The sequence below is a fragment of the Methylocapsa sp. S129 genome (genome assembly GCF_009765995.1).
In the GTDB taxonomy this organism is placed as follows: domain Bacteria; phylum Pseudomonadota; class Alphaproteobacteria; order Rhizobiales; family Beijerinckiaceae; genus Roseiarcus.
The window spans coordinates 130,982-154,641 of record NZ_LMUI01000019.1 but is presented as its reverse complement, the minus strand read 5'-3'; the positions used below and the strand labels follow the sequence as shown (position 1 = coordinate 154,641).

22 protein-coding genes are annotated in these 23,660 nt (G+C 62.7%); 11 read left to right on the top strand and 11 right to left on the bottom strand.

The annotated features are described in order from the left end of the window. The first annotated feature begins 341 nt into the window (after positions 1–341). The 7 genes from parE to GSQ90_RS12265 all read left to right on the top strand — a co-directional run bounded on the left by parE (position 342) and on the right by GSQ90_RS12265 (position 7,166). The gene (gene parE / locus GSQ90_RS12295) at positions 342–2,369 is read left to right on the top strand and encodes a DNA topoisomerase IV subunit B (protein WP_158815124.1); all 2,028 of its coding nucleotides are present in this window, start codon (positions 342–344) and stop codon (positions 2,367–2,369) included. 83 nt (positions 2,370–2,452) lie between these two features. Then, complete coding sequence (locus GSQ90_RS12290; RefSeq protein ID WP_158815123.1) at positions 2,453–2,734, top strand: hypothetical protein; 282 nt, start codon at positions 2,453–2,455, stop codon at positions 2,732–2,734. Between the two features lie 44 nt (positions 2,735–2,778). Then, positions 2,779–3,615, top strand: coding sequence for a DMT family transporter (locus tag GSQ90_RS12285; protein WP_158815122.1), 837 nt, complete (start codon positions 2,779–2,781; stop codon positions 3,613–3,615). A gap of 412 nt (positions 3,616–4,027) precedes the next feature. Further along, complete coding sequence (locus GSQ90_RS12280) at positions 4,028–4,705, top strand: cold-shock protein (RefSeq protein ID WP_158815121.1); 678 nt, start codon at positions 4,028–4,030, stop codon at positions 4,703–4,705. A 127-nt stretch (positions 4,706–4,832) separates the two neighbouring features. After that, complete coding sequence (mazG, locus tag GSQ90_RS12275) at positions 4,833–5,666, top strand: nucleoside triphosphate pyrophosphohydrolase (protein WP_158815120.1); 834 nt, start codon at positions 4,833–4,835, stop codon at positions 5,664–5,666. Then, positions 5,663–6,232 carry a DUF1697 domain-containing protein gene (locus GSQ90_RS12270; RefSeq protein WP_158815119.1) on the top strand — a complete coding sequence of 190 codons (570 nt, stop codon included), beginning with the start codon at positions 5,663–5,665 and terminating at the stop codon, positions 6,230–6,232. Before mazG ends, GSQ90_RS12270 begins: the two co-directional genes overlap by 4 nt. A gap of 121 nt (positions 6,233–6,353) precedes the next feature. Beyond that, positions 6,354–7,166, top strand: a complete 813-nt coding sequence (locus tag GSQ90_RS12265; protein ID WP_158815118.1) for an aminoglycoside phosphotransferase family protein — start codon at positions 6,354–6,356, stop codon at positions 7,164–7,166. Between the two features lie 20 nt (positions 7,167–7,186). Here the strand turns inward: GSQ90_RS12265 and GSQ90_RS12260 are convergent, their stop codons facing one another. Next, entirely contained in the window at positions 7,187–8,320 is a 1,134-nt protein-coding gene (locus GSQ90_RS12260) for an NAD(P)/FAD-dependent oxidoreductase (RefSeq protein WP_158815205.1), read from the bottom strand. Between the two features lie 102 nt (positions 8,321–8,422). On the opposite strand from GSQ90_RS12260, the gene GSQ90_RS12255 reads away from it, so the two are divergent. Next, positions 8,423–9,103: a TetR/AcrR family transcriptional regulator gene (locus GSQ90_RS12255; protein ID WP_158815117.1), complete on the top strand. Its 681-nt coding sequence runs from the start codon at positions 8,423–8,425 to the stop codon at positions 9,101–9,103. A 43-nt stretch (positions 9,104–9,146) separates the two neighbouring features. On the opposite strand, the gene hflX is transcribed toward GSQ90_RS12255, so the two are convergent. From hflX to dusB, 8 genes are all read right to left on the bottom strand, one after another. Then, complete coding sequence (hflX, locus tag GSQ90_RS12250) at positions 9,147–10,508, bottom strand: GTPase HflX (RefSeq protein WP_158815116.1); 1,362 nt, start codon at positions 10,506–10,508, stop codon at positions 9,147–9,149. Between the two features lie 29 nt (positions 10,509–10,537). Then, complete coding sequence (hfq, locus tag GSQ90_RS12245; RefSeq protein ID WP_158815115.1) at positions 10,538–10,798, bottom strand: RNA chaperone Hfq; 261 nt, start codon at positions 10,796–10,798, stop codon at positions 10,538–10,540. Positions 10,799–10,998: 200 nt separating this feature from the next. Then, positions 10,999–11,862: a D-amino-acid transaminase gene (locus GSQ90_RS12240; protein ID WP_158815114.1), complete on the bottom strand. Its 864-nt coding sequence runs from the start codon at positions 11,860–11,862 to the stop codon at positions 10,999–11,001. 27 nt (positions 11,863–11,889) lie between these two features. Beyond that, entirely contained in the window at positions 11,890–13,257 is a 1,368-nt protein-coding gene (locus GSQ90_RS12235) for a sigma-54 dependent transcriptional regulator (protein WP_158815113.1), read from the bottom strand. Positions 13,258–13,259: 2 nt separating this feature from the next. Next, positions 13,260–15,443, bottom strand: a complete 2,184-nt coding sequence (locus GSQ90_RS12230; protein ID WP_246731557.1) for a PAS domain-containing sensor histidine kinase — start codon at positions 15,441–15,443, stop codon at positions 13,260–13,262. A 211-nt stretch (positions 15,444–15,654) separates the two neighbouring features. After that, positions 15,655–17,145, bottom strand: coding sequence for a nitrogen regulation protein NR(I) (ntrC, locus tag GSQ90_RS12225; RefSeq protein ID WP_158815111.1), 1,491 nt, complete (start codon positions 17,143–17,145; stop codon positions 15,655–15,657). Between the two features lie 174 nt (positions 17,146–17,319). Continuing rightward, positions 17,320–18,459: a nitrogen regulation protein NR(II) gene (locus tag GSQ90_RS12220; protein ID WP_210254884.1), complete on the bottom strand. Its 1,140-nt coding sequence runs from the start codon at positions 18,457–18,459 to the stop codon at positions 17,320–17,322. Beyond that, the gene (dusB, locus tag GSQ90_RS12215) at positions 18,456–19,475 is read right to left on the bottom strand and encodes a tRNA dihydrouridine synthase DusB (protein ID WP_158815110.1); all 1,020 of its coding nucleotides are present in this window, start codon (positions 19,473–19,475) and stop codon (positions 18,456–18,458) included. Before dusB ends, GSQ90_RS12220 begins: the two co-directional genes overlap by 4 nt. Before the next feature lie 661 nt (positions 19,476–20,136). On the opposite strand from dusB, the gene pyrF reads away from it, so the two are divergent. From pyrF to GSQ90_RS12200, 3 genes are all read left to right on the top strand, one after another. After that, entirely contained in the window at positions 20,137–20,925 is a 789-nt protein-coding gene (pyrF, locus tag GSQ90_RS12210) for an orotidine-5'-phosphate decarboxylase (RefSeq protein WP_371418361.1), read from the top strand. A 114-nt stretch (positions 20,926–21,039) separates the two neighbouring features. Next, positions 21,040–22,245, top strand: a complete 1,206-nt coding sequence (locus tag GSQ90_RS12205) for a bifunctional 2-C-methyl-D-erythritol 4-phosphate cytidylyltransferase/2-C-methyl-D-erythritol 2,4-cyclodiphosphate synthase (protein WP_158815109.1) — start codon at positions 21,040–21,042, stop codon at positions 22,243–22,245. Positions 22,246–22,269: 24 nt separating this feature from the next. Further along, positions 22,270–22,794, top strand: coding sequence for a CinA family protein (locus GSQ90_RS12200; protein WP_158815108.1), 525 nt, complete (start codon positions 22,270–22,272; stop codon positions 22,792–22,794). Here the strand turns inward: GSQ90_RS12200 and GSQ90_RS12195 are convergent. Continuing rightward, positions 22,773–23,237 carry a type II toxin-antitoxin system RatA family toxin gene (locus GSQ90_RS12195; protein ID WP_158815107.1) on the bottom strand — a complete coding sequence of 155 codons (465 nt, stop codon included), beginning with the start codon at positions 23,235–23,237 and terminating at the stop codon, positions 22,773–22,775. The two genes, GSQ90_RS12200 and GSQ90_RS12195, sit on opposite strands and share 22 nt — an antisense overlap. Before the next feature lie 57 nt (positions 23,238–23,294). Further along, on the bottom strand, positions 23,295–23,528 hold the full coding sequence (locus GSQ90_RS12190) for a DUF1467 family protein (protein ID WP_246731556.1): 234 nt from the start codon (positions 23,526–23,528) through the stop codon (positions 23,295–23,297). Positions 23,529–23,660: the final 132 nt, after the last annotated feature.

Sequence of the window (23,660 nt, the reverse complement as noted above, 5' to 3'; positions counted from 1 at the left end):
GACATATTCGATCTGGTGCGCCATCGGAGGCGGCGTTCGGCTTTGCCGCCGGCTTCTCTGGCTGGTATGAGGAGGGACAGCGCGGATTCCTGTTGGCCTGTTCGGGCGCATGAAGCCGCCCAATCACGACAATCGCAGGCCCGATTTTTAGCGCCCGCCATGGGCGCGCCTAACTTATGGAATTTTCGTCAGCCCCATTGCCGCAAGAGTTTTTACCCGATTCCCCTGATCGGCGACATCGCGGCCGAAAGCCCTTTGCTTGGGTTTAGGCTTCACGTGTTTCTCGTTTGTTCTCATTCGGTATGCTACCCTCCGTCGACTGATTCGAAAGCAAAAACCTTATGGACGATGATCTGTTCGGCGCCTCGGGCGGCGCCCGTTTGAAGGCTGCGGCAAAGCCAAAGATATCAGCGCCTCGCGCCGCGACGCCGGGAGAGGTCGACTATAACGCCGCTTCGATCGAAGTGCTGGAAGGCCTGGAGCCCGTGCGCCGGCGTCCCGGCATGTATATCGGCGGCACCGACGCCAACGCCCTGCACCACCTCTTCGCCGAGGTGATCGACAATGCGATGGATGAGGCGGTGGCCGGCCACGCAACCTTCATCGAAGTATGGTTCGAGGACGGCGGCTGGGTCAGCGTGACCGATAACGGACGCGGCATGCCTGTCGACGCCCATCCCAAATTCCCCAAGAAGTCGGCGCTCGAAGTCATCATGACGATGCTGCATGCGGGCGGCAAATTCGATAGCGGCGCCTATCAGACTTCAGGCGGCCTGCATGGCGTCGGCGTTTCCGTCGTCAACGCCTTGTCGTCGCGTCTCGAAGTGGAAGTTGCGCGCGGTCAGACCCTCTACCGCCAGGTTTTCGAGCGCGGGCATCCTGTCACCAAGCTTGAGACCGTCGGCAAGGCGCCCAACCGGCGCGGCACCAAGGTGCGTTTCCTGCCTGACGAGCAGATATTCGGCAAAGGAGTGGGCTTCGACCCCGCCCGTATCTTCAAAATGGCGCGCGCCAAAGCCTATTTGTTCGGCGGCGTCGAAATCCGCTGGCGCTGCGCCGCCGCCTTCGTTGATTCCAAGATTCCGGCCGAAGCGACCTTCCGTTTCCCGGGCGGCCTGAAGGATTATCTGGCCGGCGACATCGAAGGACAGGAACTTGTCATCGACCAGCCGTTCTTCGGCAAAGTGAGCAAGCCCGGCGGCCATGGCTCGCTCGAATGGGCGATCGCCTGGATGGCGGGCGAGGATGGTTTCGTCCATTCCTATTGCAATACGATCCCGACGCCCGACGGGGGAACCCACGAGACCGGGCTGCGCACGGCGCTGCTGCGCGCGTTGAAAGACCATGCCGAGCGTATCGGCCAGACCAAGCGGGCGAGCGCCCTCACCACCGACGATGTGATGGCGACCTGCGCCGCGCTGATCTCGGTGTTCATTCGCGAGCCCGAATTCCAGGGCCAGAACAAGGGGCGGCTGCAAACCGTCGAAGCCGCCAGGATCGTCGAAAACACTATCCGCGACGCGTTCGATCACTGGCTCGCCGCTTCGCCAAGCCAGGCGACCAAGCTGCTCGACTGGTCGGTCGAGCGGGCCGAGGAGCGGCTTCGCCGCAGGGCCGAAAAAGACATCGCGCGTAAATCCGCGGTGCGCAAATTGCGGCTACCAGGAAAGCTCGCAGACTGCACGAACACTTCGGCGCAAGGTTCTGAACTTTTTATCGTTGAAGGCGATTCAGCCGGCGGCTCGGCCAAGCAGGCGCGAGATCGCGCCTCGCAGGCGATCCTGCCATTGCGCGGAAAAATCTTGAACGTCGCCTCCGCGACCCGCGACAAACTCGCCCAGAACCAGCAACTTGCCGATCTGATGCAGGCGCTCGGCTCAGGTTCCGGATCGAGCTATCGTTCCGCCGATCTGCGTTATGACAAAATCATCATCATGACCGACGCCGATGTCGACGGCGCCCATATCGCTTCGCTTCTCATCACCTTCTTTTACCGCCAGACGCCCAAATTGATCGAGGAAGGCCATCTCTATCTCGCCGTCCCCCCCCTCTATCGGCTGACGCAGGGCGCCAAATCGATATACGCGCGCGACGACGCCGACAAGGATCGATTGATGAAAGATGGGTTTTCCGGGCGTGGAGCGATTGAGATCAGTCGATTCAAAGGCCTTGGCGAAATGCCGATGCGGGATCTGCGCGATACGACGATGGACCCGGCCAAGCGCGCGCTGTTGCGCGTCGCGGTGGTCGACGCCGAGCGCGAGGCGACAGCCGACGCGGTCGAGCGGCTGATGGGCGTGAAGCCGGAGGCGCGCTTCGCCTTCATCCAGGAACGGGCGCCGCGCGCAGGCGAACTCGTCGATATCTAGCCGTCGCAGTCGTTTGCGCGACTTGGCAAGGCTTCGTTTACCATATTCGCCTAATGATATCCGCCAGCAAGCGGGGATCGGCGATGACGCCAAGCTTTTGGAAACACAGGACGGGTTCATCCGTCGAATATTTCGCCGTCGGCGCCGCGCTTGTCGCCGCCGGGGCGTTGTTTGTCGGATATTCCGCGCAACAGTTGGCGAGCGAAGGCGACCTGCCGACGATCGCTTTCCTCAGCCCCGACCAATATGTCGCTAAGAAATCCAAAGCGCCGAGTTTTAACTCGATCGATTATTCGGCGACCGGCTCAGTCAACGGACAAAAGATCGTGCTCGATCCATGCACCGGGCGTCAAAAGTCCGAGTGACGCTTCCAATCTCTGCCAAATCGCCGCCCGTCGATAAAATCGGCTTGATCGCCATCCTTGTGGGAACGGCGATCATCGCTTGGTCGGGCGTTCTGGTGCGCTTTCTCGATGTGGGACCATTGGCCGGCGCGGCTTGGCGAATGGGATTGGCGGTCCCCGCGCTCGCACTCTGGGCGAGGTTGGTTTCGGGACGCCGCGTTGGTTTGGCGGAGCCTGTCGCCTTTGCTTTTCCCCTTGTGCTGGCCGGCCTGGCCTTCGCCGCCGATGTCGGCTTCTTCCACATCGCGCTGACCGGAACAAAAGTCGCCAACGCCTCATTCATCGGCAATTTGGCGCCGATCCTGACGGTGGCGGGCGGCGCTCTGTTTTTTACGGAGCACCCGCCGCCGCGCGTCTGGTTCGCCCTGGCGCTTGCGCTTTGCGGCTCCTGGGTGATGGCGGGCATGGCCGCGCCTTCAAAGCTCGGCTATGGCGATATTTTCGCTTTATGCGCGGCCTTTTCCTACGCCGCCTACTTGCTGGTCATCAAGCGCGTACGCACCACGCTCGACGGGCCGACCGCGACGCTCTGGTCGGCCGCCGTATCGGCGATTGCGCTCGCCATCGCGGCCGTGCTGCGCGGCGAAATCTTATGGCCCCACAGCGCGCTCGGCTGGACGATCGTGGTCTTGCTTGGCGTGGTTTCGCATGCGATGGGGCAAGGATTGACCTCGGTCGCGATCGGCCGGGTGCCGGTTGGATTGGTCGCGCTAGTGATTCTCGCGCAGCCGCCTTTTTCGGCCCTGCTGGCGTGGCTGGTCCTTGGCGAAACGATGATTCCGCTGCAAATGGCCGGCGGCGCCGTGATATTGGCGGCGGTGTTTTTAGCGCGCCCAAAGTGAAGTAAATTGCTCTGATTCGATTTGTGCGAATCATCTGGCCCTGCCTTAAAAAATACGTTATCTTAGGAGTTCGGTCGGCCGGTTTGATTTTCGCTGGGCGGCAAAGCAGGCTAGAGATGCGGTCATTTCCTCTTGTTCCGTCCCCAGCTTCGCGCCCGCGCGCGGCGGCGTCGGATGCGGCTCGCGCATGCTCGCCTTTTCACGGGTTCGCTTCATTCATCAGCGGATCGGCCCTGTGACTGGGGTTGCGGCGAGCAAATGATCAATCGGCAGGACAGTTTTCGGGACTATCGAGCGCAACGAATGCGCTTCGAACGGGTTTCGCTGCTTGTGCGGCGGGGCGGGCTGGAGTCGTTTCTGGGATGTGAAAGCGGCTCCTAATTTTGGAAAACGGCGGAGACTTAGGGATATCATGAGCAAGGGTAAGGATTTTCGGGCGCCAAGGAAGCGTGGTTTCGACGATGATGGGCCGATGCCCTATGAATCGCGCCCCCGCACCTCGCGCAGCTTCGATAGCGGCGCGGGCGGATTCGCCAGCAGCGCCCCGGGCGGGGCCGCCCCAGGAGCGCCTTCGTCGCCCGCGACCGGGCCGACGGTGGACGCGGTCGTCAAATGGTTCAAGGCGGATAAAGGCTACGGCTTTGTCGAACTAGCGAACGGTCAGGGCGACGCGTTTCTGCATGTGAACGCACTGCACGCTTCGGGGCACGATTCGGTGCCGCCGGGCGCGAAGTTGCGCGTTCAGGTGGGCGCCGGCGCGAAGGGCGCGCAGGTGACGCGCGTGCTGGAGGTCGATACCGCCGGCGCGGTGGAGCGCGCCCCGCAGCGGTCGTTCGGGGACGCGCCCCGCCCGCCGCGACGGGCTGCGCCAGATCCGTCGACCGCGGTCAGCGTCGCGGGCAAGGTCAAATGGTTCGACGACGCCAAGGGCTTCGGTTTTGTGGCGAGCGACGACGGCGGCAAGGACGTCTTCGTCCATATCTCGATCCTTGGGCCCGCTGGCGTTACGCATCTGGCCGAAGGCCAGAGCGTCAACATGCGCGTGGTCGATACGCCCAAGGGTCGTGAAGCGGTCTCGCTCTCTATATAGAAGCGTAGCGCTTTGGCGGAGGTCTTGGAGACCCTGTCTCGAAGAGTGAGCGCGCGGCCGCATGAGCGGCCGCGTTTTTTTTGATCGAAGGCACGCCAGGAATCGGCCAGCAGCAGGAACGCCGCCCATGAAGCCTTCGCGCGATATCGCTTCGCTGCTGGATATTATGGCGGCCTTGCGTACGCCGGTCACCGGCTGTCCCTGGGATCTCGAGCAGAGCTTCTCGACCATCGCGCCTTATACGCTCGAGGAGGCGTATGAAGTTGTCGACGCCATCGAACGCGGCGATATCGCCGACTTGCGCGACGAACTCGGCGACCTGTTGCTCCAGGTTGCCTTCCATGCGCGCATGGCGCAGGAAGCCGGACATTTCGACTTTGGCGGCGTGGTCGAGGCGATCACGACGAAGCTGATCCGCCGGCATCCCCATGTCTTCACTAACGCGCGCGACTTGTCGCCCGCGGAGGTCAAAGCGCTTTGGGGGCGGATCAAGGCGCAGGAGAAGCTCGATCGCGCGCAGGCGCGGCGCGAGGCCGGCGCACCAGAAGAGCCGCCGGTCGGCGCTCTTGCTGGAGCGCCGCTCGCCCTGCCCGCCCTGACGCGCGCGGTGAAGCTGCAAGAGAAGGCGAGCAAGGTCGGTTTCGATTGGAATGATCCCCGTGCGGTCCTCGCCAAATTGCGCGAGGAAACAGCGGAGATTGAAGGAGCGCTGGCGGCGGGCGATTCCGAGGGGGTAAAGGGCGAAGTTGGCGATCTTCTCTTTGTCGTCGCCAATCTCGCGCGCCACCTGAGCGTCGACCCGGAGGCCGCCCTGCGGGGAGCCAATGCGAAATTCGAGCGAAGATTCGCGCATATCGAGGCTCGGCTCGGCCAGCAGGGCCGTCATCCCAGCGAAGCGAGCCTTGAAGAAATGGACGCGCTTTGGGACGAAGCCAAGCTCGGCGAGCGCGAGCAGGCATGACCGCCGATCCCGCGCGGACGAAAAGAGCGGATGTCCATGTCGCCCTTCTGCGCGGCGTCAATGTCGGGGGCGCCAACAAGCTGGCGATGAGCGATCTCAAGACGATTTTTGAGAGCGCCGGCTGTTCGCAGGTTCAAACAATCATTCAGAGCGGCAATGTTGTGTTTGCGGCGCCGGCGGCGGTCGCGAGCGGCCTGGCGCCCATTGTCGCCGCCCAAATTCGCCGGCGTGTTGGAATCGACGCGCCGGTCATTCTCAGGAGCAGCGCCGAATTGCGCGCGATCGTCAACGGCAATCCTTTCCTTCGCGCTGGCGCCGATCCAGCCATGCTTCATGTGATGTGCTTGGCCGCCCGGCCGAGCGCGGACCTTATCACCGCGCTCGACCCGCATCGCTCCTCGCCGGATGAATTCATCGTGCGCGACAGGGAAGTCTACCTGCGCTTGCCCAATGGCGTCGCGCGCAGCAAATTGACGAACGCCTATTTTGACAAAATGCTGCAAACGATTGGGACGTCGCGAAATTGGCGCACGATGCTCCGGCTTTGTGAAGCGACGGAAAGTTGAACCGGCCGCCGGAATGCCCAGGTTGGACATCACGGTCGTTTCAATGAATTGATGCGCAGCCTCTCCGATAGGCTTGCGCCCCATCAATTCCCGAAACGCCGCCTCGCGTCTAAGGCAGGGAATGACCAATCCAGAACTCGCCGGTCGTCTCGCCAACTGGAGCCTGGTCCCGGATGGCGACCTGATGGAGACGCGGTCGAGCTGGCTCATGCCGGTGCGGCAGGGCGCCATTTTGGCGATGCTCAAGATATTCAAGCCGGCAAGCGACGAGCGAGATGGAACGGACCTACTCAGATATCTTGATGGCGAGGCCGCCGTTCGCATCATCGAGGCGGACAATGATGCGATCCTGATGGAGCGTGTGAACGGCCCGTTGTCGCTCGTCAATATGGCGACTTCCGGCGCGGACATCCAAGCAGCCGAAATCCTTGCTGACACGGTCTTGAGACTTCACGCGCCGCGGCCGCGGCCGGTCCCGACCAGCCTGACGCCGCTCGAACATCAATTCGCCTCGCTATTCGGGCGAGCGGAAGATCAGCCGCTACTATCCCGCTGCGCCGCAATCGCCCGCCGTCTGCTCGCCAGCCAACGCGACATCGTTCCATTGCATGGCGATTTGCATCATTCCAATGTGCTCGACGGCGGGGCGCGCGGCTGGCTTGCCATAGATCCCAAAGCGCTCATCGGGGAGCGTACCTATGAAACCGCCAACCTATTGGCCAATCCGTGGCCTCACGCCGAGATTGTTCACGACACCGGCCGGATGAAGCGCTTGGCGCGGCTTTATTCAGCGCGGCTTTCTCTGGACGTCTCGCGGGTGCTTGAGTTTTCGCTGGCCCATGCGGGGCTTTCCGCGAGCTGGGACATGGACGATGGGGTCGATCCCAGCTATCGGCTGGAATGCATCGAGGCGCTCGGCCCATTGGTTGATTGAAGATCTGGCGTGCTGGGCGGCTACTTGTCGGGCTGGTTATGGGCGAAGAAGTCAACCAAGCTTTGAGGCGCGTTGGGGCCGAGACATAATTTGAGGATCTCTTCCGCCGCCGCCGCCTCGGACGCGCTACGGGGAAAGAGGTCCTTTTCATACGCGATCAACGCGGTTTCAACGTCACCCGGGTTGGCGGCGATGGCCTTGCCGAGCTCCGCGCCGTCGAACATGGCGAGATTGGCGCCTTCGCCAGATGGCACCATCAGGTGCGCCGCATCGCCGAGCAGCGTCACCCCGCGTACGCGGTCCCATCTGTGCTCGACCGGAAGCGCATGAATGGGACGCGGCACAGGGTCCGTTTCACCGTCGGTGATGAGCGCCGTCAGCGCCGGAGCCCAGCCGTCGAATTCCTCGGCGACGCCGGCCAAGGCCGTCGCCGGGTCGGAAAAGTCGATGCGGGCGATCCAGTCCTCCGGCTTATTCAACGCCACATAGGTGTGCAGCACGCCATTGGGCTCGCGGTGCGCCATAATGGCTTTTCCCGGCGCCAGCGCAAACAGCGCGCCCCCGCCAACCGCTTCCGCGCTCGCCTTATGACGGGTGTCGCCGTCAAACAAGTACGTCTCGATGAATGAGGCGCCGACATAGGTTGGTTTCGCTGGGGAAAGAAGCGGACGAACTTTCGACCAGGCGCCGTCGGCGCCCACGAGGAGGTCGGTCGTCGCCGTCGAGCCGTCGGCAAAGGTCAATACGTGCCGCCCGCCGCTGAGCGGAGCCGCCGCTGTGAGTTTGTGTCCCCAGCGGACTGTGCCGGCGGGAAGCGAGCCCAGCAGAATCCGCCGAAGCTCGCCTCGGGGCGCCTCAGGTCGACCGCCTGCGCTGTCGTCGGGTTCATCAAGCAGGACTGCGCCTTTCTTGTCGAGCACCCGCGTCGCCTGCCCCCCGGCGTGGATGATCGCGAGAAACTCTTCGAAGAGCCCCGCCGCCTTGAGTGCGAGCTGTCCATTGTTTTCGTGGATATCGAGCATGCCCCCCTGCGCCCGTGCGTCTGCTGAGGCTTCCGCTTCGTAGACCGTCGCGGCGATACCGTGCACGTGAAGGACGCGGGCAAGCATCAGGCCGCCGAGCCCGGCGCCGATGATCGCAACTGGAGTATTCATCATAATTCTTTCGTGATTTTAGGCCGCCGCCGGGGAACGGCGGACGGCTATGGAACGTTATTCCATAATTGTGGAACGACATTCCATATGTCAAGATGGGGCATGGTCAAAAAAACACGCAGCAGCCAGAGACGGGAAGAAGCGCTCTCGCGGGATCGCATCATTGAGGCGTCGATCGCGCTCCTGGACCACAGCGGAGAAAGCGGTCTGACATTTCGCACGCTGTCCGAACGGCTCGCCACCGGTCCTGGCGCGCTTTATTGGCACATCGTCAATAAGAGCGATCTCACGACCGCCGCCTGCGACGCGATCGTCGCCCGCACGCTGGAGGCGCCCCAGGTCGGCGCGACGCCGAAGGCGGCCATTCGCACCCTCGCGCTGGGCATGTTCGACGCGATCGACGCGCATCCATGGGTCGGCTCGGCGCTCACACGCGCTCCGGGGCAGGCGCCCATGGTGCGCATTCTCGAAGGCATAGGTCAGCAGGTTCGCGCTCTTGGCGTACCGGGCGACGCACAATGGGCCGCGGCGTCCGCGTTGTTGAATTACATCCTTGGCGTCAGCGGGCAGAACGCGGCCAACGCGCAGTTCGCACGGGCGCACGACCTCGACAGATCCAACTTCCTGGAATCGGTGTCGACCGCCTGGTCTCAGCTCGATCCGGATGAATACCCGTTCACCCGCAGCGTAGCCGGACAGTTGCGCGCGCACGACGACCGTGCGGATTTTCTCGCGGGAATCGATCTGATCCTCAGCGGCATTGGCTCACCATTGGCGCAATAGAAGCCTACGCGAACGATTTTTGACGTTTGGCGCCGTGCTCTCCCTATTGCGCCGCCGTCACCCCGCCAAAACGCCGCGTCACACGCGCGAGCTTATCCGGCGCGACGCGGACTTTTAGCTGGACGCGGCCGTCGTCCGAAGTCTCACGGCCCATCACTTCGGTGTTTTCGTAGAGCCAGTGAAGGCCCTGCCCGTCGGCGCCCTCTAATTCAATTTCGAGAAGGCTGCGCCCTTGAGCGAGCCGGACCTCGATGGCGTCGAGAAGCCGCTCGGTCCCCTCCCCGGTCAATGCGGACACAGCCAGCGGCTGGGCTTCATCGGCCTCGCCCCCATCCAGCATCGCCATCCGCTGTTCGGGGTCGAGCTTGTCGAGCTTGTTCCAGACTTCGATCACGCGCTCGGCGCCGACCGCCACGCCAAGCTCCCCAAGAATCGCCTCGACGTCTTTGCTCTGGGCGTCGCTATCCTCATGCGAAATATCGCGCACGTGCAAAATGACATCCGCTGCGAGAACTTCTTCCAAAGTCGCGCGAAAAGCCGAAATCAGCATGGTGGGCAAATCGGAGATGAAGCCGACAGTATCGGACAGAATGGCGGCGCCGCCATGGGGCAGCTTCAATAGCCGCATGGTTGGATCAAGCGTCGCAAACAACATATCCGCGGCGACGACTTCGGCCTTCGTCAGCCGATTGAACAAGGTCGACTTGCCGGCATTGGTGTAGCCCACCAGCGCGACGATTGGATAGGGAACATCGCTGCGGCTGGCGCGGTGCAGCGCCCGTGTCTTCTTGACGCCTTCGAGGTCGCGTTCGATGCGGATCATCCGCTCCTGAATGAGGCGCCGATCGGTCTCGATCTGGGTTTCGCCGGGGCCGCCGAGAAAGCCGAAGCCGCCGCGTTGACGTTCAAGATGGGTCCAGGAACGGACAAGGCGCGATTTCTGGTAGGCCAGATGGGCGAGCTCGACTTGCAGCACGCCCTCGCTGGTGCGGGCCCGGCGCCCGAAAATCTCGAGAATCAAGCCAGTACGATCGATGACCTTGGCCTTGAACGCCTTTTCAAGATTGCGTTGCTGCACCGGCGAAAGTGCGCAATCCATCACCACAAGGGCGATTTCATCCGCCTTGACCAGTTCCGCGATCTCTTCGACCTTGCCCTTGCCCAGATAGGTCGCCGGCCGGATAACGTTCAAAGTGACGCGTTCGGACGCGACGAGGTTGAGATCGATCGCCCGGGCAAGACCGCACGCTTCCTCAAAACGCGCCTCGGGCGATCGGGCGGAAGCCGCGCGATCGGCGCCGGGGCGATGAATTGACGGATAAGGGCCGACAACCAGCGTACGCGTATCAAGCGCCGCCGACAGTTCCGGCTCGCGCAGGCGATCATTCAGGGTAAGTTTGCTCAATGAGGCGCTATGTCTCTGTTTTGACGCATCTAACTCTTGTCCGCGACCGCGCCCTCTTCGCCGGCCTCAAACATCTGGATCGGGCTGGCGGGCATAATCGTCGAGATCGCGTGTTTGTAGACCAGTTGCGAATGGCCGTCGCGGCGCAGGAGTAAGCAAAAATTATCGAACCAGGTCACAAACCCCTGCAACTTGACGCCATTGACCAAGAAGATGGTCACCGAGGTCTTCGTCTTGCGGACGTGATTCAGGAACGTGTCTTGAAGGTTTTGTGCTTTTTCGCCCGCCATGAGCTTATCCTATTGGTTTTGGGCCGCCGAGGACGGCCGTAACATCATCTGGTTTCGCCGGCGCCCCTCGTTGCATCGCGCCGCTTGCTTATATTTAGCAGTTAGAAGCAGTCTTGCCACAGGCGCAAGGCAAAGTTTAGAGCCTGATGCAAATTTCACACGTGTCGCAGTGGATAGCGTTCGCCCGTATTTTGATCGCGTCAGGCGCTGGAGACCTCGGCGAAGCCGTGGAACTTGCCGCGCAAAGACAGAGCGAGAGGTCCCGGCCGGCCATCCCCGATCAATTTATCGTCGATCGCCACGACCGGCATGACGATATTGACGGCGCTTGTCAGGAAAGCTTCGCGGGCCCCATAGGCTTCGTCAAGCGAGAAGGCGCGTTCTTCAAAACGTAGCCCTTCGCCGGCTAACAGGGCGAGCAAGGTAGTCCGCGTAACGCCGCGCAGGATCGCTTGATCCGCCTGGCGCGTCACCAGCACGCCGGCCGCGGTAAGGATCCACGCGTTGGTCGAAGCCCCCTCTGTGATATCGCCATTCGCATCCAACAGCCACGCCTCATAAGCGCCGCGCTCGCGCGCGGCCTGCTTGGCGAGGACATTGGGCAGGAGTTGCAGGCTCTTTATGTCGGGCCGCGCCCATCGCAAATCTTTCGTCACGATCACCCGCACGCCCATAGCCGCGCGCGCATCGCCGATGCGCCGGTCGATCGCCTTGGCCGTGACGACGAGCCCGGGCGTCGTTCCAGGATCGGGGAATCCATGATCGCGGCGGGCGACGCCGCGCGTCGCTTGAATATAGACCATGCCGTCGCGGACACGATTTCGCGCCGCCACCTCGCGCATGATGAACCGCAAGGCCGTGAGGGACCTTGGCGCCTTTATTTCCAGGGCGGCGAGCGAGCGTTCCAGTCTGGCCAGATGCCGGGTCTCGTCGATCAGCGCGCCGTCGCGGATTTCGCAAACCTCGTAGACGCCATCGCCAAATTGATAGCCGCGATCGTCAATGTGAACGCCAGCCTCCGCATAAGGGAGATAGCGACCATTGACATAGGCGATGCGGCTCATTCTCGGCTCGGCGGTTTGGCTTGATTGTCAGTCGACGTTAAGCGACTTCAACTTGCGATGCAGCGCCGAACGCTCCATGCCGATGAATTCGGCTGTGCGCGATATGTTGCCGCCGAACCGGCTGATCTGCGCGACAAGATATTCCCGCTCGAACACTTCGCGCGCCTCGCGCAACGGCAGGCTCATCAGCTTCTCGCCGCCGACCCCGGTCGGGATCGAGGGGACCAGGGCGCCGACTTCCGAGGGCAGCATCGCGGCGGTGATTTCGGCTTCTGAATCGCCCGCCGCCAGAATCATCAACCGCTCGACGTTATTGCGTAGCTGCCGGATATTGCCCGGCCAATCATGCGATTGCAGAACCGCCATCGCATCGGCGCCAATGCGGCGGCGCGCAATGCCCATGGTTGTCGAAACCTGGTCCATGAAGAACTCGATGAGTTCGGGAATGTCTTCACGCCGCTCTGACAGCGAGGGCGCGCGGATCGGCACGACTGAAAGGCGATGGAACAGATCTTCACGAAAACCGCCATCCGTGATGGCTTCGGCCAAATCGCGGCTGGTCGAGGAAATAATGCGAACGTCGACATGGACGCGCGCCGAACCGCCCACCCGCTGAAAATTCTGATCGACCAGGACGCGCAGGATCTTGGCCTGGGTCTCCAACGGCATGTCGGCCACTTCGTCGAGATAGAGCGTCCCGCCATGGGCTTCCTCAAGCGCTCCGACTTGCCGAGCCCGATCGGGCCCCGCTTCGACGCCGAACAATTCGCTTTCCATCCGATCGGGCGTCATCGTCGGCGCATTGATAACGAGGAATGGCCCGTCCGCGCGGCCTGAATGTTCGTGAATGAGTCTGGCCGTCAATTCCTTGCCGGCGCCCGCCGGCCCGGAAATGAGAATCCGCGAATTGGCCGGGCCGACCCGCTCGATGACGCGCCGAAGATTATTGATTGCGGCGGAGGAGCCGACCAGCCGATTGATCGCCCCCGAACGGACGCGCAGATCGCTGACCTCGCGTTTGAGACGCGAGGTTTCAAGCGCCCGATCGGCGATCAGAATAAGCCGGTCGGCTTTGAACGGCTTTTCAATGAAATCATAGGCGCCCAGCTTGATCGCCGATACCGCCGTCTCGATGTTGCCATGACCGGAAATCATCACGACGGGAACGTTGGGATGTTGCTGCTTAATGATCTCGAGCAATTGCAGGCCGTCCAGACGCGACCCCTGAAGCCATATGTCGAGCAGAACCAGTTGCGGACGCCGCGCCTCTATGGCGCCAAGCGCTTCGTCGGAATTGCGCGCCAGACGGGTTCCGTGGCCCTCGTCCGAGAGAATCCCCGACACGATCTCGCGAATGTCGTCTTCATCGTCAACGATAAGAATGTCAGTGGCCATTTCTACAGCAGCTCTCGCTCGTTCGCACCTGGCGCAGGGGAAGATTGGGATGGCGCCGCATCCCCGACGATCGGCAGTCTCAACCGGACCTGAGCGCCGCGACCGCCATCGTCGCGCAGCAATCCATCGAGCAATTCGACGCCGCCGCCGTGATCTTCAAGGATTTTGATGACGATCGGCAGACCAAGTCCGGTGCCTTCGGCGCGCGTCGTCACGTAAGGCTCAGTGAGCTTATCGCGATCTTCGCTGGGAAAGCCCTTGCCGTTGTCGCTGACCGAGATGCTGAGAATGGAGTCGCGGCCGATCTCCATCTCGACAAGGATGCGCCCCTTCCCTTTGCCGCCCCCCTCAAGCGCGTCTATTCCCTCGGAGGCGTTCTTGACGACATTGGTGAGGGCTTGCGAAATCAGCCGCCGATCGAATTTGGCGAATAAAGGCTCGGCGGGCAGCTTGTCTTCGATCGTGATGTCGGCGCGCCCGACGCGCATCAGAAACAGCACCTGGCGCACGCAATCGACGAGATCGTCGCGCGCCGGCCTTGCCTTGGGCATGCGCGCAAAAGAAGAGAACTCGTCGACCATCCGCTTGATGTCGTCGACCTGACGGATAATCGTGTCGGTGCATTGATCGAAGACGTCCCGCCCCTCGACGATCAGTTTCCCATAGCGGCGCTTGAGGCGTTCGGCGGAGAGCTGGATCGGCGTCAACGGGTTCTTGATTTCGTGGGCGATGCGGCGGGCCACATCGGCCCATGCCGCGGTGCGCTGGGCGGTGACCAGATCGCTGATGTCGTCGAGCGTGATCACGCTGCCCTGGTCAGCGCGCTGCGGATTGCTGGTCACCCGCACATTGAGGATGCGCTCTCGCCCGTCGCGTTGCAATTTTGCCTGGCCCTGATGAAGCCGAAGCCGCGCCGAGCGCGCTTCTTGCAAGATGGTCGCCAGTCCCGGCAAGACGCTTTCGATCGGCGCGCCGACAAGGCCCTGCCCGGATTCGCCAGGGCCGAGCAGCCGTTCGGCGGCGGTGTTGCTGACGGTCACGATTCCCTGCGTATCGACGCCGATGACGCCTGCTGGAACGCCTGACAAGACCGCCTCGGTGAACGCGCGCCGCTCGTCGTTGAGCGTGTTGGCGGCGACCAGCCGATTCTGCTGCTGGCTCAGTTCGAGCGTCATCTTGTTGAAGGTGTCGCCCAGATGTCCCAGATCGCCTTCGGAACGGCGCGTCGGCACCTGGACATAAAGATTGCCCGAGGCGACTTCATCGGTCGCCCGGATAAGCCGACGAATGGGCGCGACCAATTGATTGGCGAAAGTCAGGCCGAGCCAGACGGCGGAGAAGACCATCGTCAGCGCAAGCAGGACGAACATCACGCCAAAGCCAATCTCGATGTTGCGGCGGGCGCCTTCAAACGCGACATAGGTCGTCCCGACATCAGCGGCGTCGCGCGAGAAGCGCTCGGAGAAAGGGTCGATCGGCCGGCCGGCGTAAACAAACCTGTCGTCGAGACCCTGAATGGGGCGCAGCGCCACAAAGACCTTGCCGTCGGCAAGCAGCAGACACAGCGGCTCGTCCTTTTTGGCGTCGCTGAAATCAGCGGCCTCAGGAGTCGCGACCTGGGCCGGATCGGAGCCGGTCGCGCGATCGTCGATCGACCCGTCGCCCTTCATGATGAGCGCCACGCTGAGTCCGAGCACCTGGGCGCGCGACGTCAGATAATCATGCAGCAATCCCCGATCGGACTGGAGAAGCCGCGCGCTTTGCGCGAGATCGGAAGCGGTCAGGGCGGTGTCGCGCAACAAAGAGCGGCATTGGGACTCGCGATAGAGATGGCTGGCCTCCGTCGTCTCGTTGATGAAGGTTTTGATATCCTTCATAAATACAGGGTTCAAAGTCCGCTCGAGGGAAACCGTTGCGACGACGGCCGTCAGCAAGGCCGGAATCGCGGCGACGAGCGAAAACAGCGCCACCACTCTGATGTGGAGTCTCGCGCCGGCGCGCCCCGCGCGTCCCGCCGCGATCAGATTGCGCGCCTCAAGTCCAATCAGCACCAGCAGGATAAAGATGATGAGCGCGTTGCCGCAAAATATGCACAGCACGACGAACGGCGTCGGGATGACGGGCGTAAACCCGGCGAAGACCACAAAGGTCGCGACAGCGAGAAGCAACGCGGCGGCGACAGCCACGGGGCCGAAACGGCCCGCTGTTTCACCTTCTTCAAAGCGACGCGCGCTTTCTGCGTTTTCTCGGAGGCCTCGGCCGTTCACGTGCTGGGATATTCCTTTGTCAGGACAAGGCGGCGTCATAGACGCGCAAAGTTGCAACTCTGCAACGATGTTGCAGAATTGCGACAAATTGGCGGCAGGCCGGACAAAGAACAGAATTTGATCCGCCGGATTAGCGGATCGTGCGGATCGTTCTCAAATCGAGGTCGCGAATTTTCTTGCGCAAGGTGTTTCGATTGAGCCCCAGCACTTCGGCGGCTTTGATCTGGTTGCCGCGCGTCGTCGCCAGCGTCGCGGCGATCAACGGCGCCTCCAGCTCCCGCAGCAGGCGATGGTAAAGTCCAACCGGCGGCAGATCGGCGCCGAACGAACGGAACAGTTCCGAAATATGCCTCTCCATCCCCGAAGAGAAGGTTTCATTGGCGCCGGCGCCCGATTGAGCGCGGGCGCCGCTAGCGAGATTGCCCGACGCTAAAGGCCCCAGCGACTGCAGAGGCGCGTTGAGGCCGAGTTCGGTCTCGATCAGTGCTTCAGTGATCGTATCTTGCGGGTAGAGCGCCGCGAGGCGGCGCGCGAGATTCTCCAGCTCTCTGATATTGCCGGGCCACGGATATCGGCGCAGACGCTCCAGCGCCGGGGGATCCAGATGTTTGGGCGGCAGGCCGTCCGCGACGCCCTGGGCGAAGAAATGGCGCGCGAGATCGGCAATGTCCTCCGTCCGTTCCCGCAGCGGCGGCAACCGGAGCGGCACGACGTTGAGGCGAAAAAACAGATCCTCGCGAAACGAACCCTGCTGGATCGAATAACGCAAATCCTTGTTGGTGGCCGCCACGATGCGCACGTCGGTCTTGATCGGCGTGCGGCCGCCGACCGTCGTATATTCGCCCTGTTGCAGCACGCGCAGCAGCCGGGTCTGCGCCTCCATCGGCATGTCGCCGATTTCGTCGAGAAACAGCGTGCCGCCGTCCGCCTGCTCAAATCGGCCCACCGAGCGCGCGTTGGCGCCGGTAAAGGCGCCCTTCTCATGCCCGAACAATTCGCTCTCGATCAGATCGCGCGGGATGGCGGCCATGTTAATGGCGACGAATGGGCCGGTTTTCCGCTTGCCGTAATCGTGCAACGCACGAGCGACAAGCTCCTTGCCGGTGCCCGATTCGCCAGTGACCATCACCGTAAGATCGGTCTGCATGAGGCGCGCCAGCGAGCGATAGATGTCCTGCATCGCCGGCGAACGGCCGATCAGCGGCATGGAATCGGTGGGCGCGGTCGCGTCAACTTCGCCCGCCTTGCGCCGCTTGGGCTCCGCAAGCGCGCGACCGACAATGCCGACCAGCTCCTTCAGATCGAACGGCTTGGGCAAATATTCATAGGCGCCGCGCTCCGACGCCTTGATCGCCGTCATGAACGTGTTCTGGGCGCTCATCACGATGATCGGTAGATCGGGCCGCAATCTCTTGATGCGGGGCAGCAGTTCGAAAGCGTTGTCGTCGGGCATCACCACATCGGTGATGACGAGGTCGCCCTCGCCCGCCGCGACCCAACGCCATAGGCCGGCCACGGTGCCCGTCGCGCGGACATCGTAACCGGCACGCGAGAGGGCCTGATTGAGGACGGTTCGAATCGCCGCGTCGTCATCGGCTACGAGAATATGCCCTGACGGCATTAATTGTGCTCCACTAGCCAGATCCGCACGAGATGACCGGATCGAAGCTCCCATTTTGGTTTTGCCGCATCCTCTTCACGCCAAGCGGCGCCCGCTTGGCTCGAAAATGCGCAAACACATTGATCTCACGACGCCCCTCGTCGGGACGCTCCCACGGCTCCTCTCGACAATCGCCTATGCCGGCGCACTCAGGCGAGCCAGGCGGGGCGAATCCAGGGGCATCAGCACCCGAAAAGTCGTGAGGCGCGGATGGGACTCGAATTCGATGATACCGCCGTGTTCGCCTATTACTTTGGCGACAAGTGCAAGACCGAGGCCAGAGCCGGAAGACTTGGTCGTTACAAACGGGTCGAACAGATTCCCGGCAATGTCGGTCGGCACGCCGGGGCCGTTGTCGCGAATGCAGATCTCGAGCGGCAAGCCGACCGGTTCGACAGAGCCGGAAATCCGCAACCTGACGCCCGGACGATAGGCCGTCGACAGAATGATTTCTCCATCAAATCCTTCATTGCCAATAGCTTCCGCCGCGTTCTTAACGAGATTCAGGAACACTTGAATCAATTGGTCGCGCGAGGCCAGAACGTGAGGCAAGGAGGGATCATAGACTTCCCGGAATCGGATGTGACGCGCAAAGCCGGCAAGCGCCAGGCGCTTAACATGATCGAGCACGGCATGGATGTTCAGACTTTCACGTTGAACCGGACGCTCGTCGGAAAAGGATTCCATGCGATCGACCAGTTTGACGATCCGGTCGGTCTCCTCGCAAATGAGCTGCGTGAGCGCGCGATCCTCATCGCCGACCGAGCTTTCGAGCAATTGAGCCGCCCCGCGGATGCCCGAAAGCGGGTTTTTGATCTCATGGGCGAGCATGGCGCCGAGCGCCGTGACCGATCGCGCCGCCCCGCGATGGATCATCTGCCTGTCCATTTTTTCAGCAATTGATCGTTCTTGAAGCAGAAGCACCACGCCGCCGTCGCTTTCAGGCAAAGGCGAGACGAAAGCGTCGACCAGTCGCCCCAGTCCCGTGCGAGGCGTGCTGATGTCGAGTTTGTAGCCGCTGATCGGCGCTTGCGCGGCGATCGCTTCCTCGACAAGATCGAGCACGGGCGAGCCAAACGGCATGATATCGTCGAGGCGGGAGCGCTGCAGCATGGCCCGCCCCATATCGAAGAAATGTTCGGCGGCGTTGTTCACGTCGCGGATGTGTCCGGCGGAGTCGAGCGCGAGAATCGGTTGGGACAAGGCGTTGAGCAGCCGGACGGCGTCGGCATAGGCCTCTTGATGGGTCTGCTGAACTTCCGGACGCGAGTTCACGCCGCCACCCTGGGCTCGGATTCAAGGAACGCCCTGGCCAACAATTGGCGGGCCGCGCCGGCTTCGTCGCAGGTGACCAGCGCCAGCCGATGGGCTGGCGAAGCGCCAGCCTTTTCGGCATAGGCCGAAAGATGCTTGCGCGCATGGCGCAGGCCGGCATGCGCGCCAAACAAGCCAAGCAGCGTATCGAAATGCTCCAGAGCGGCTTCCTGGCGCGCTTGCAGCGCCGGCTGTCCAAGCGGCCCCTCCGCCTCAATGGCGCGGGAGATTTCTCCCGCCAGCCAGGGCGCGCCGATCGCCGCGCGGCCGACCATCAGGGCTTTTGCGCCGGAAAGCGCCAGCATGGCTCGCGCGTCGCTGACATCAGCGCAATCGCCGTTGACGACGACGGGTATGGCGACGGCTTCGACCACCACGCGCACCGCCGCCCAATCGGCCCGTCCCTGATAGAACTGGCAGCGCGTGCGCCCATGCACGCTGACGAGGGCGACGCCCGCCGCCTCGGCCCGCCGCGCGAGTTCGGCGGCGTTCAAGCTGTTCTCGTCCCAGCCGAGGCGCATTTTCAATGTGACGGGGACGGCGACCGCGCCGACGACCATCTCGACGATGCGCAAAGCGTGATCGAGATCGCGCATCAGCGCGCTGCCGGCAAGGCCGCCCGCCACGCGTTTGGCCGGGCAACCCATATTGATGTCGATGATGTCGGCGCCGGCATGCTCGGCCCGCCGCGCTGCAAGGCCCATCGCTTTTGGATCGCGTCCGACGATCTGGACGACATGGGGCGCGACCCCTTCCCCCTCGGCTCGGATCGTGCTTTCGCTTTCACCGGACAGATAGGTCTCGCAAGCGACCATTTCGGTGACGACAAGGGTCGCGCCAAAACGCCGCGCGATCCGCCGCATTCCCACATCCGTGACGCCGGACATCGGCGCCAGCATCACGCGGCCGTCGAGAAGCAAGGGACCGACGCGCAAAGGGGCGCCTTTATCTTTGCCTAATTTTTGTGCGATTTCCATTATGCCCACATTCTAATCAAATCCGCCGCGACGGCAAGTCTGCAATGATAGCGGTCGCACACATAAAGCGTCGCGCCGATGTTCCAAAGACGCTCAAAACCGGTCAAGCGACCGAAAAAAGCTTCCAAACGCCGCGCCGAATCCGGGCTAAGTCCTTGATATTTTGCATGCCGGGAAACGCAAAAGCATCCGCGAAACATGAAATATCAAGGTCTTAATGCGTGTTTTCCTTCCAAACCGATTTTTTCATTCCTCTGTCGTCCGGACCGCGCCGAAACGAGGACCGACCTTTGCGCAAGCACGAAGGCTGGGTTTCGGGTTCGGACCGGATTCCATCATGGCGATCTCCTGTGACGGGGCGCTGGCGGCGTCCGTTCCACCAAGAATAACATGGATTTTGAATTTCAGAAAGAAATCGCGCTGCGAAGGTTCCTGATCCGCAGCGGCGTAGAAATCAGCCGCGCAAGTTTCGCCTTGATCGGAACGCCCGCAACAATAAGATGGATCGCCCCTCCACCCCTCCGAAAAGGCGCGTCATGAGCGGACCCTCCTGGTGCGAATTGGTGGAAAGCAATGTCGAGAGGTTCGGCGACCTGGTTGCCGGAATCGATCCGCATCTGCCCGATCTTCCCGCATTCTTCGATTCGAATGACGATGGCGCCTGGATCGGACGGTTTGCCGACTTTGTCATCGATACGATCGAGGGGCGCATCGGTTTCGTAAAATTCCAATCGGCCTATTTCGAAGCCTGTGGTCTGGCGGGTCTGGGGCGCTCGCCTCCGGGATCAAAAGGGCCAGGGCGGCGGGCATTGGCGTCATTCTCGACGGCAAACGCGGCGATATCGGCGCCACCGCCGCGGCCTACGCCCGCGCTTACCTGACCCCGGCCTCGGCGGGCGGCAGCGGCGATTTCGAGGCCGATTGCCTGACCGTGAACCCTTTGATGGGACCCGACACGCTCGAACCTTTCGTCGAATGCGCCACTCGCTTCGGCAAGGGCCTCTTCGTATTGTGCCGCACGTCAAATCCTGGCGCTGGCTGGCTGCAGGACAAGATGACCGGCAACCGTCTCGTTTCAGATCGTGTGGCGGACCTGATTGGAAGCCTGGCCGGCAGACCCGACCCGTCCTCTCGTCTGAGGCCGATCGGCGCGGTCGGCGGCGCGACAGCGCCCCATGAAGGACGGCGGCTGCGGCAATTGCTGCCTCATTCCATCATTCTGGCGCCGGGTCTGGGCGCCCAGGGCGGAGATCCCGCGGCCATCCATTCCTTGCGCGGCGACATTCCCGGCGATCTCCTGATTCCGGTCTCGCGCGGCCTGACGCGCATCGAGGATCGCAGCATTTCCGCGGACAACTATCGCCAGCTCATCATCGACAGAATCGCCGGCTTCAAAACGGCTGTCGCCTATGACGATCGCGGCGGGAATCGCGCGCGCGCCCGGGGGTAACGCCGCCGCAAATCATTGCGACGAGATCGAGCCCGCGCTCCACTCTGATCGGAAGTTGCAGTTGACGTGGGGCGACCAAAACGCGACAGAGCACCGGTCTCCTGGAGCCGCCCTTTGCCGCAGCCGCCCAAAGTCTCTCTGATCGTCGTCGCCGCGGGGCGCGGCGCGCGCCTTGGCGGCGATGAGCCCAAGCAATACAGGCTCTGCGCCGGGCGCCCCCTGCTCTGCCACACGCTGGAGGCGCTCGCGGCGGCGCATGATTTTTGCGCGACGACGATTGTGATTCATTCCGATGATCGCGCGCGTTATGACAAAGTCCTCGCCGCCCTTTCCCCTGCCTGCGCCGCGTCATTAGGGCCGCCGGCGCTCGGCGGGGCGACGCGTCAGGCCAGCGTTCTGGCCGGCCTCGAGGCGCAGGCGGCGCAGGCGCCCGATCTGGTGCTGATCCACGACGGCGCGCGCGCTTTCCCGTCAAAACCGCTGGTCGAGCGCGCCATCGCCGCCGCCGCGCATTACGGCGCGGCCGCGCCCGGCGTGCGGCTCAGCGATACAATCAAGGAGGTCGACGACGCCGATCTCGTTGTCGCCACCCCGTCCCGCGCGGCTTTGCGCGCCGTGCAAACCCCGCAGAGTTTTCGTTTCGATCTGATCCTGGCGGCGCATCGGCGCGCCGCGCTGGAAAACGTCGAAGGCCTTACCGACGATGCGGCCGTCGCCGAATGGGCGGGTCGCCGATCCCATATATTCGATGGCGATCCTGACAATGTGAAAGTCACCACTTTGCAAGATCTCATTCGCGCCGAAGCGCGACTTTTCAATCAAGCCGCCGATGTCCGCGTCGGCCAAGGCTTCGACGTCCATGCCTTCGTCGCGGGCGATCGTGTCTGGCTGGGCGGCGTGAGAATTCCCCATTCGCAGGCTTTATCAGGGCATTCCGACGCCGACGTGGCGCTGCACGCCATTACCGACGCCTTGCTCGGCGCGATCGGCGACGGCGATATCGGCGCGCATTTTCCTCCCAGCGATCCCCAGTGGAAGGGCGCGGATTCCAGGGTCTTTCTCGAAGACGCGATCCGGCGGGTGCGGGCGCTGAACGGAATAGTCGCGCATATCGATGCGACGCTCGTCTGCGAGGCGCCCAAGATCGGGCCATTTCGCGAAGCGATGCGGACGCGCATCGCTGAAATCGTGGGCATCGACGTCAGCCGGGTCGGCGTGAAAGCCACGACATCGGAGCGCCTGGGTTTCACCGGCCGCGGCGAAGGCATCGCCTGCATGGCGAGCGCGACGGTGCGGCTGCCGTGGCGCGGCGAGGCCTGAACTGGCGTTTGCAGGAGTTGGACCATGTTCACGCCTGAACTCCTTGAACGCGCCGCGGCCCTCATCGCGCTTTGCCGCGCGCGCGGCGTCAAAGTGGCGACCGCCGAATCTTGCACCGGCGGCCTTGTCGCTGGGCTGCTGACGGAGATTCCGGGCTCCTCCGCGGCGGTCGAGCGGGGCTTTGTCGTCTATTCCAATCAGGCCAAGCAGGAGCTTCTAGACGTGCCGGCGCAAACGCTCGCCGCCTTTGGCGCTGTCAGCCAGGAGACCGCCCGCGCCATGGCGCAGGGCGCCATCGCCCATTCGCACGCCGATTTCGCGGTCGCCATCACCGGCGTCGCCGGACCCGACGGCGGCACGCTCGAAAAGCCCGTCGGTCTCGTCCATTTCGCCTGCGCCGGCGCCGATGGAAGCGTCGTTGCGCTGGAAAAGCGCTACGGCGCGCTGAGCAGGACGGCGATAAGATTGGCGTCGGTCGGCGCAGCGCTCGATCTGTTCGAACAGGCGGCCCGACGCGGCGCAGTCGATCAGGCCGGCTTGCGCCCATAAACCGTGTCAGCCCTCGCCTCAAAGGCCTGCGCGAATTTGCGGAAGGCGACATCGAACATCGAGCCCATCAGGGCGGCGAGGATGCGGCTGCGAAACTCGTAGGATATGAAAAACTCAATCCTTGAATCCGGCTTTTCCGCCTCATCGCGAAAATTCCAGGTATTTTCGAGATAGCTGAACGGCCCTTCGACATATTCGACCAGCACTTTGAGCTGGGGGCGATCAAGCGTGACGCGGCTGGTGAACTTTTCCCGAATGGCGCGATAACCCACCGCCATGTCGCAGAGAAGCACTTCGACTCCATTTTCGCCGCTTGTCTTGCGGCGCACGCGCAGCGTCTGACAGAGCGGCACAAATTCAGGATACTTCTCGACATCGGCGACGAGATCGAACATGTCGCCAGCCGAATGGCGCACCCGACGCGTTGTTTTGAAGAAAGGCATAAGCGACCTGAAAATCTCGCGCCCCCAATATCGGCGCGGCGGCGGAAAAACGAGAGGTCAGCCAGCCCAGAACATATAGGCGTCTAGCGCCGCGAAAAGCAGCGCCGAAACAAAGGTCGTCCACAGCGCCTTGCGCACCAGCATCGGCGCGACGGGCGCCCCAGCATCAGCGCCGGGCGGCAGATCCGTGGCGCCTGCCTCAAATTGCGATTTCACGCCGAATGGCAGGATCGCAAACAGGACGATCCACCACATCGTGAAATAAACCGCAATCGACATCGGGGTCGACATAATGGCTCCCAGTCGTCAGCGGCGACCCGCCGCCGACGGGTCGCCGTTCCGACGCAATCTTGCCCGAACGGGCGAAAGACTATTTCGGCGGCTCTTGCGCCGGCGCTGGCGCGGCCGGAGCCGGTTCAGCGG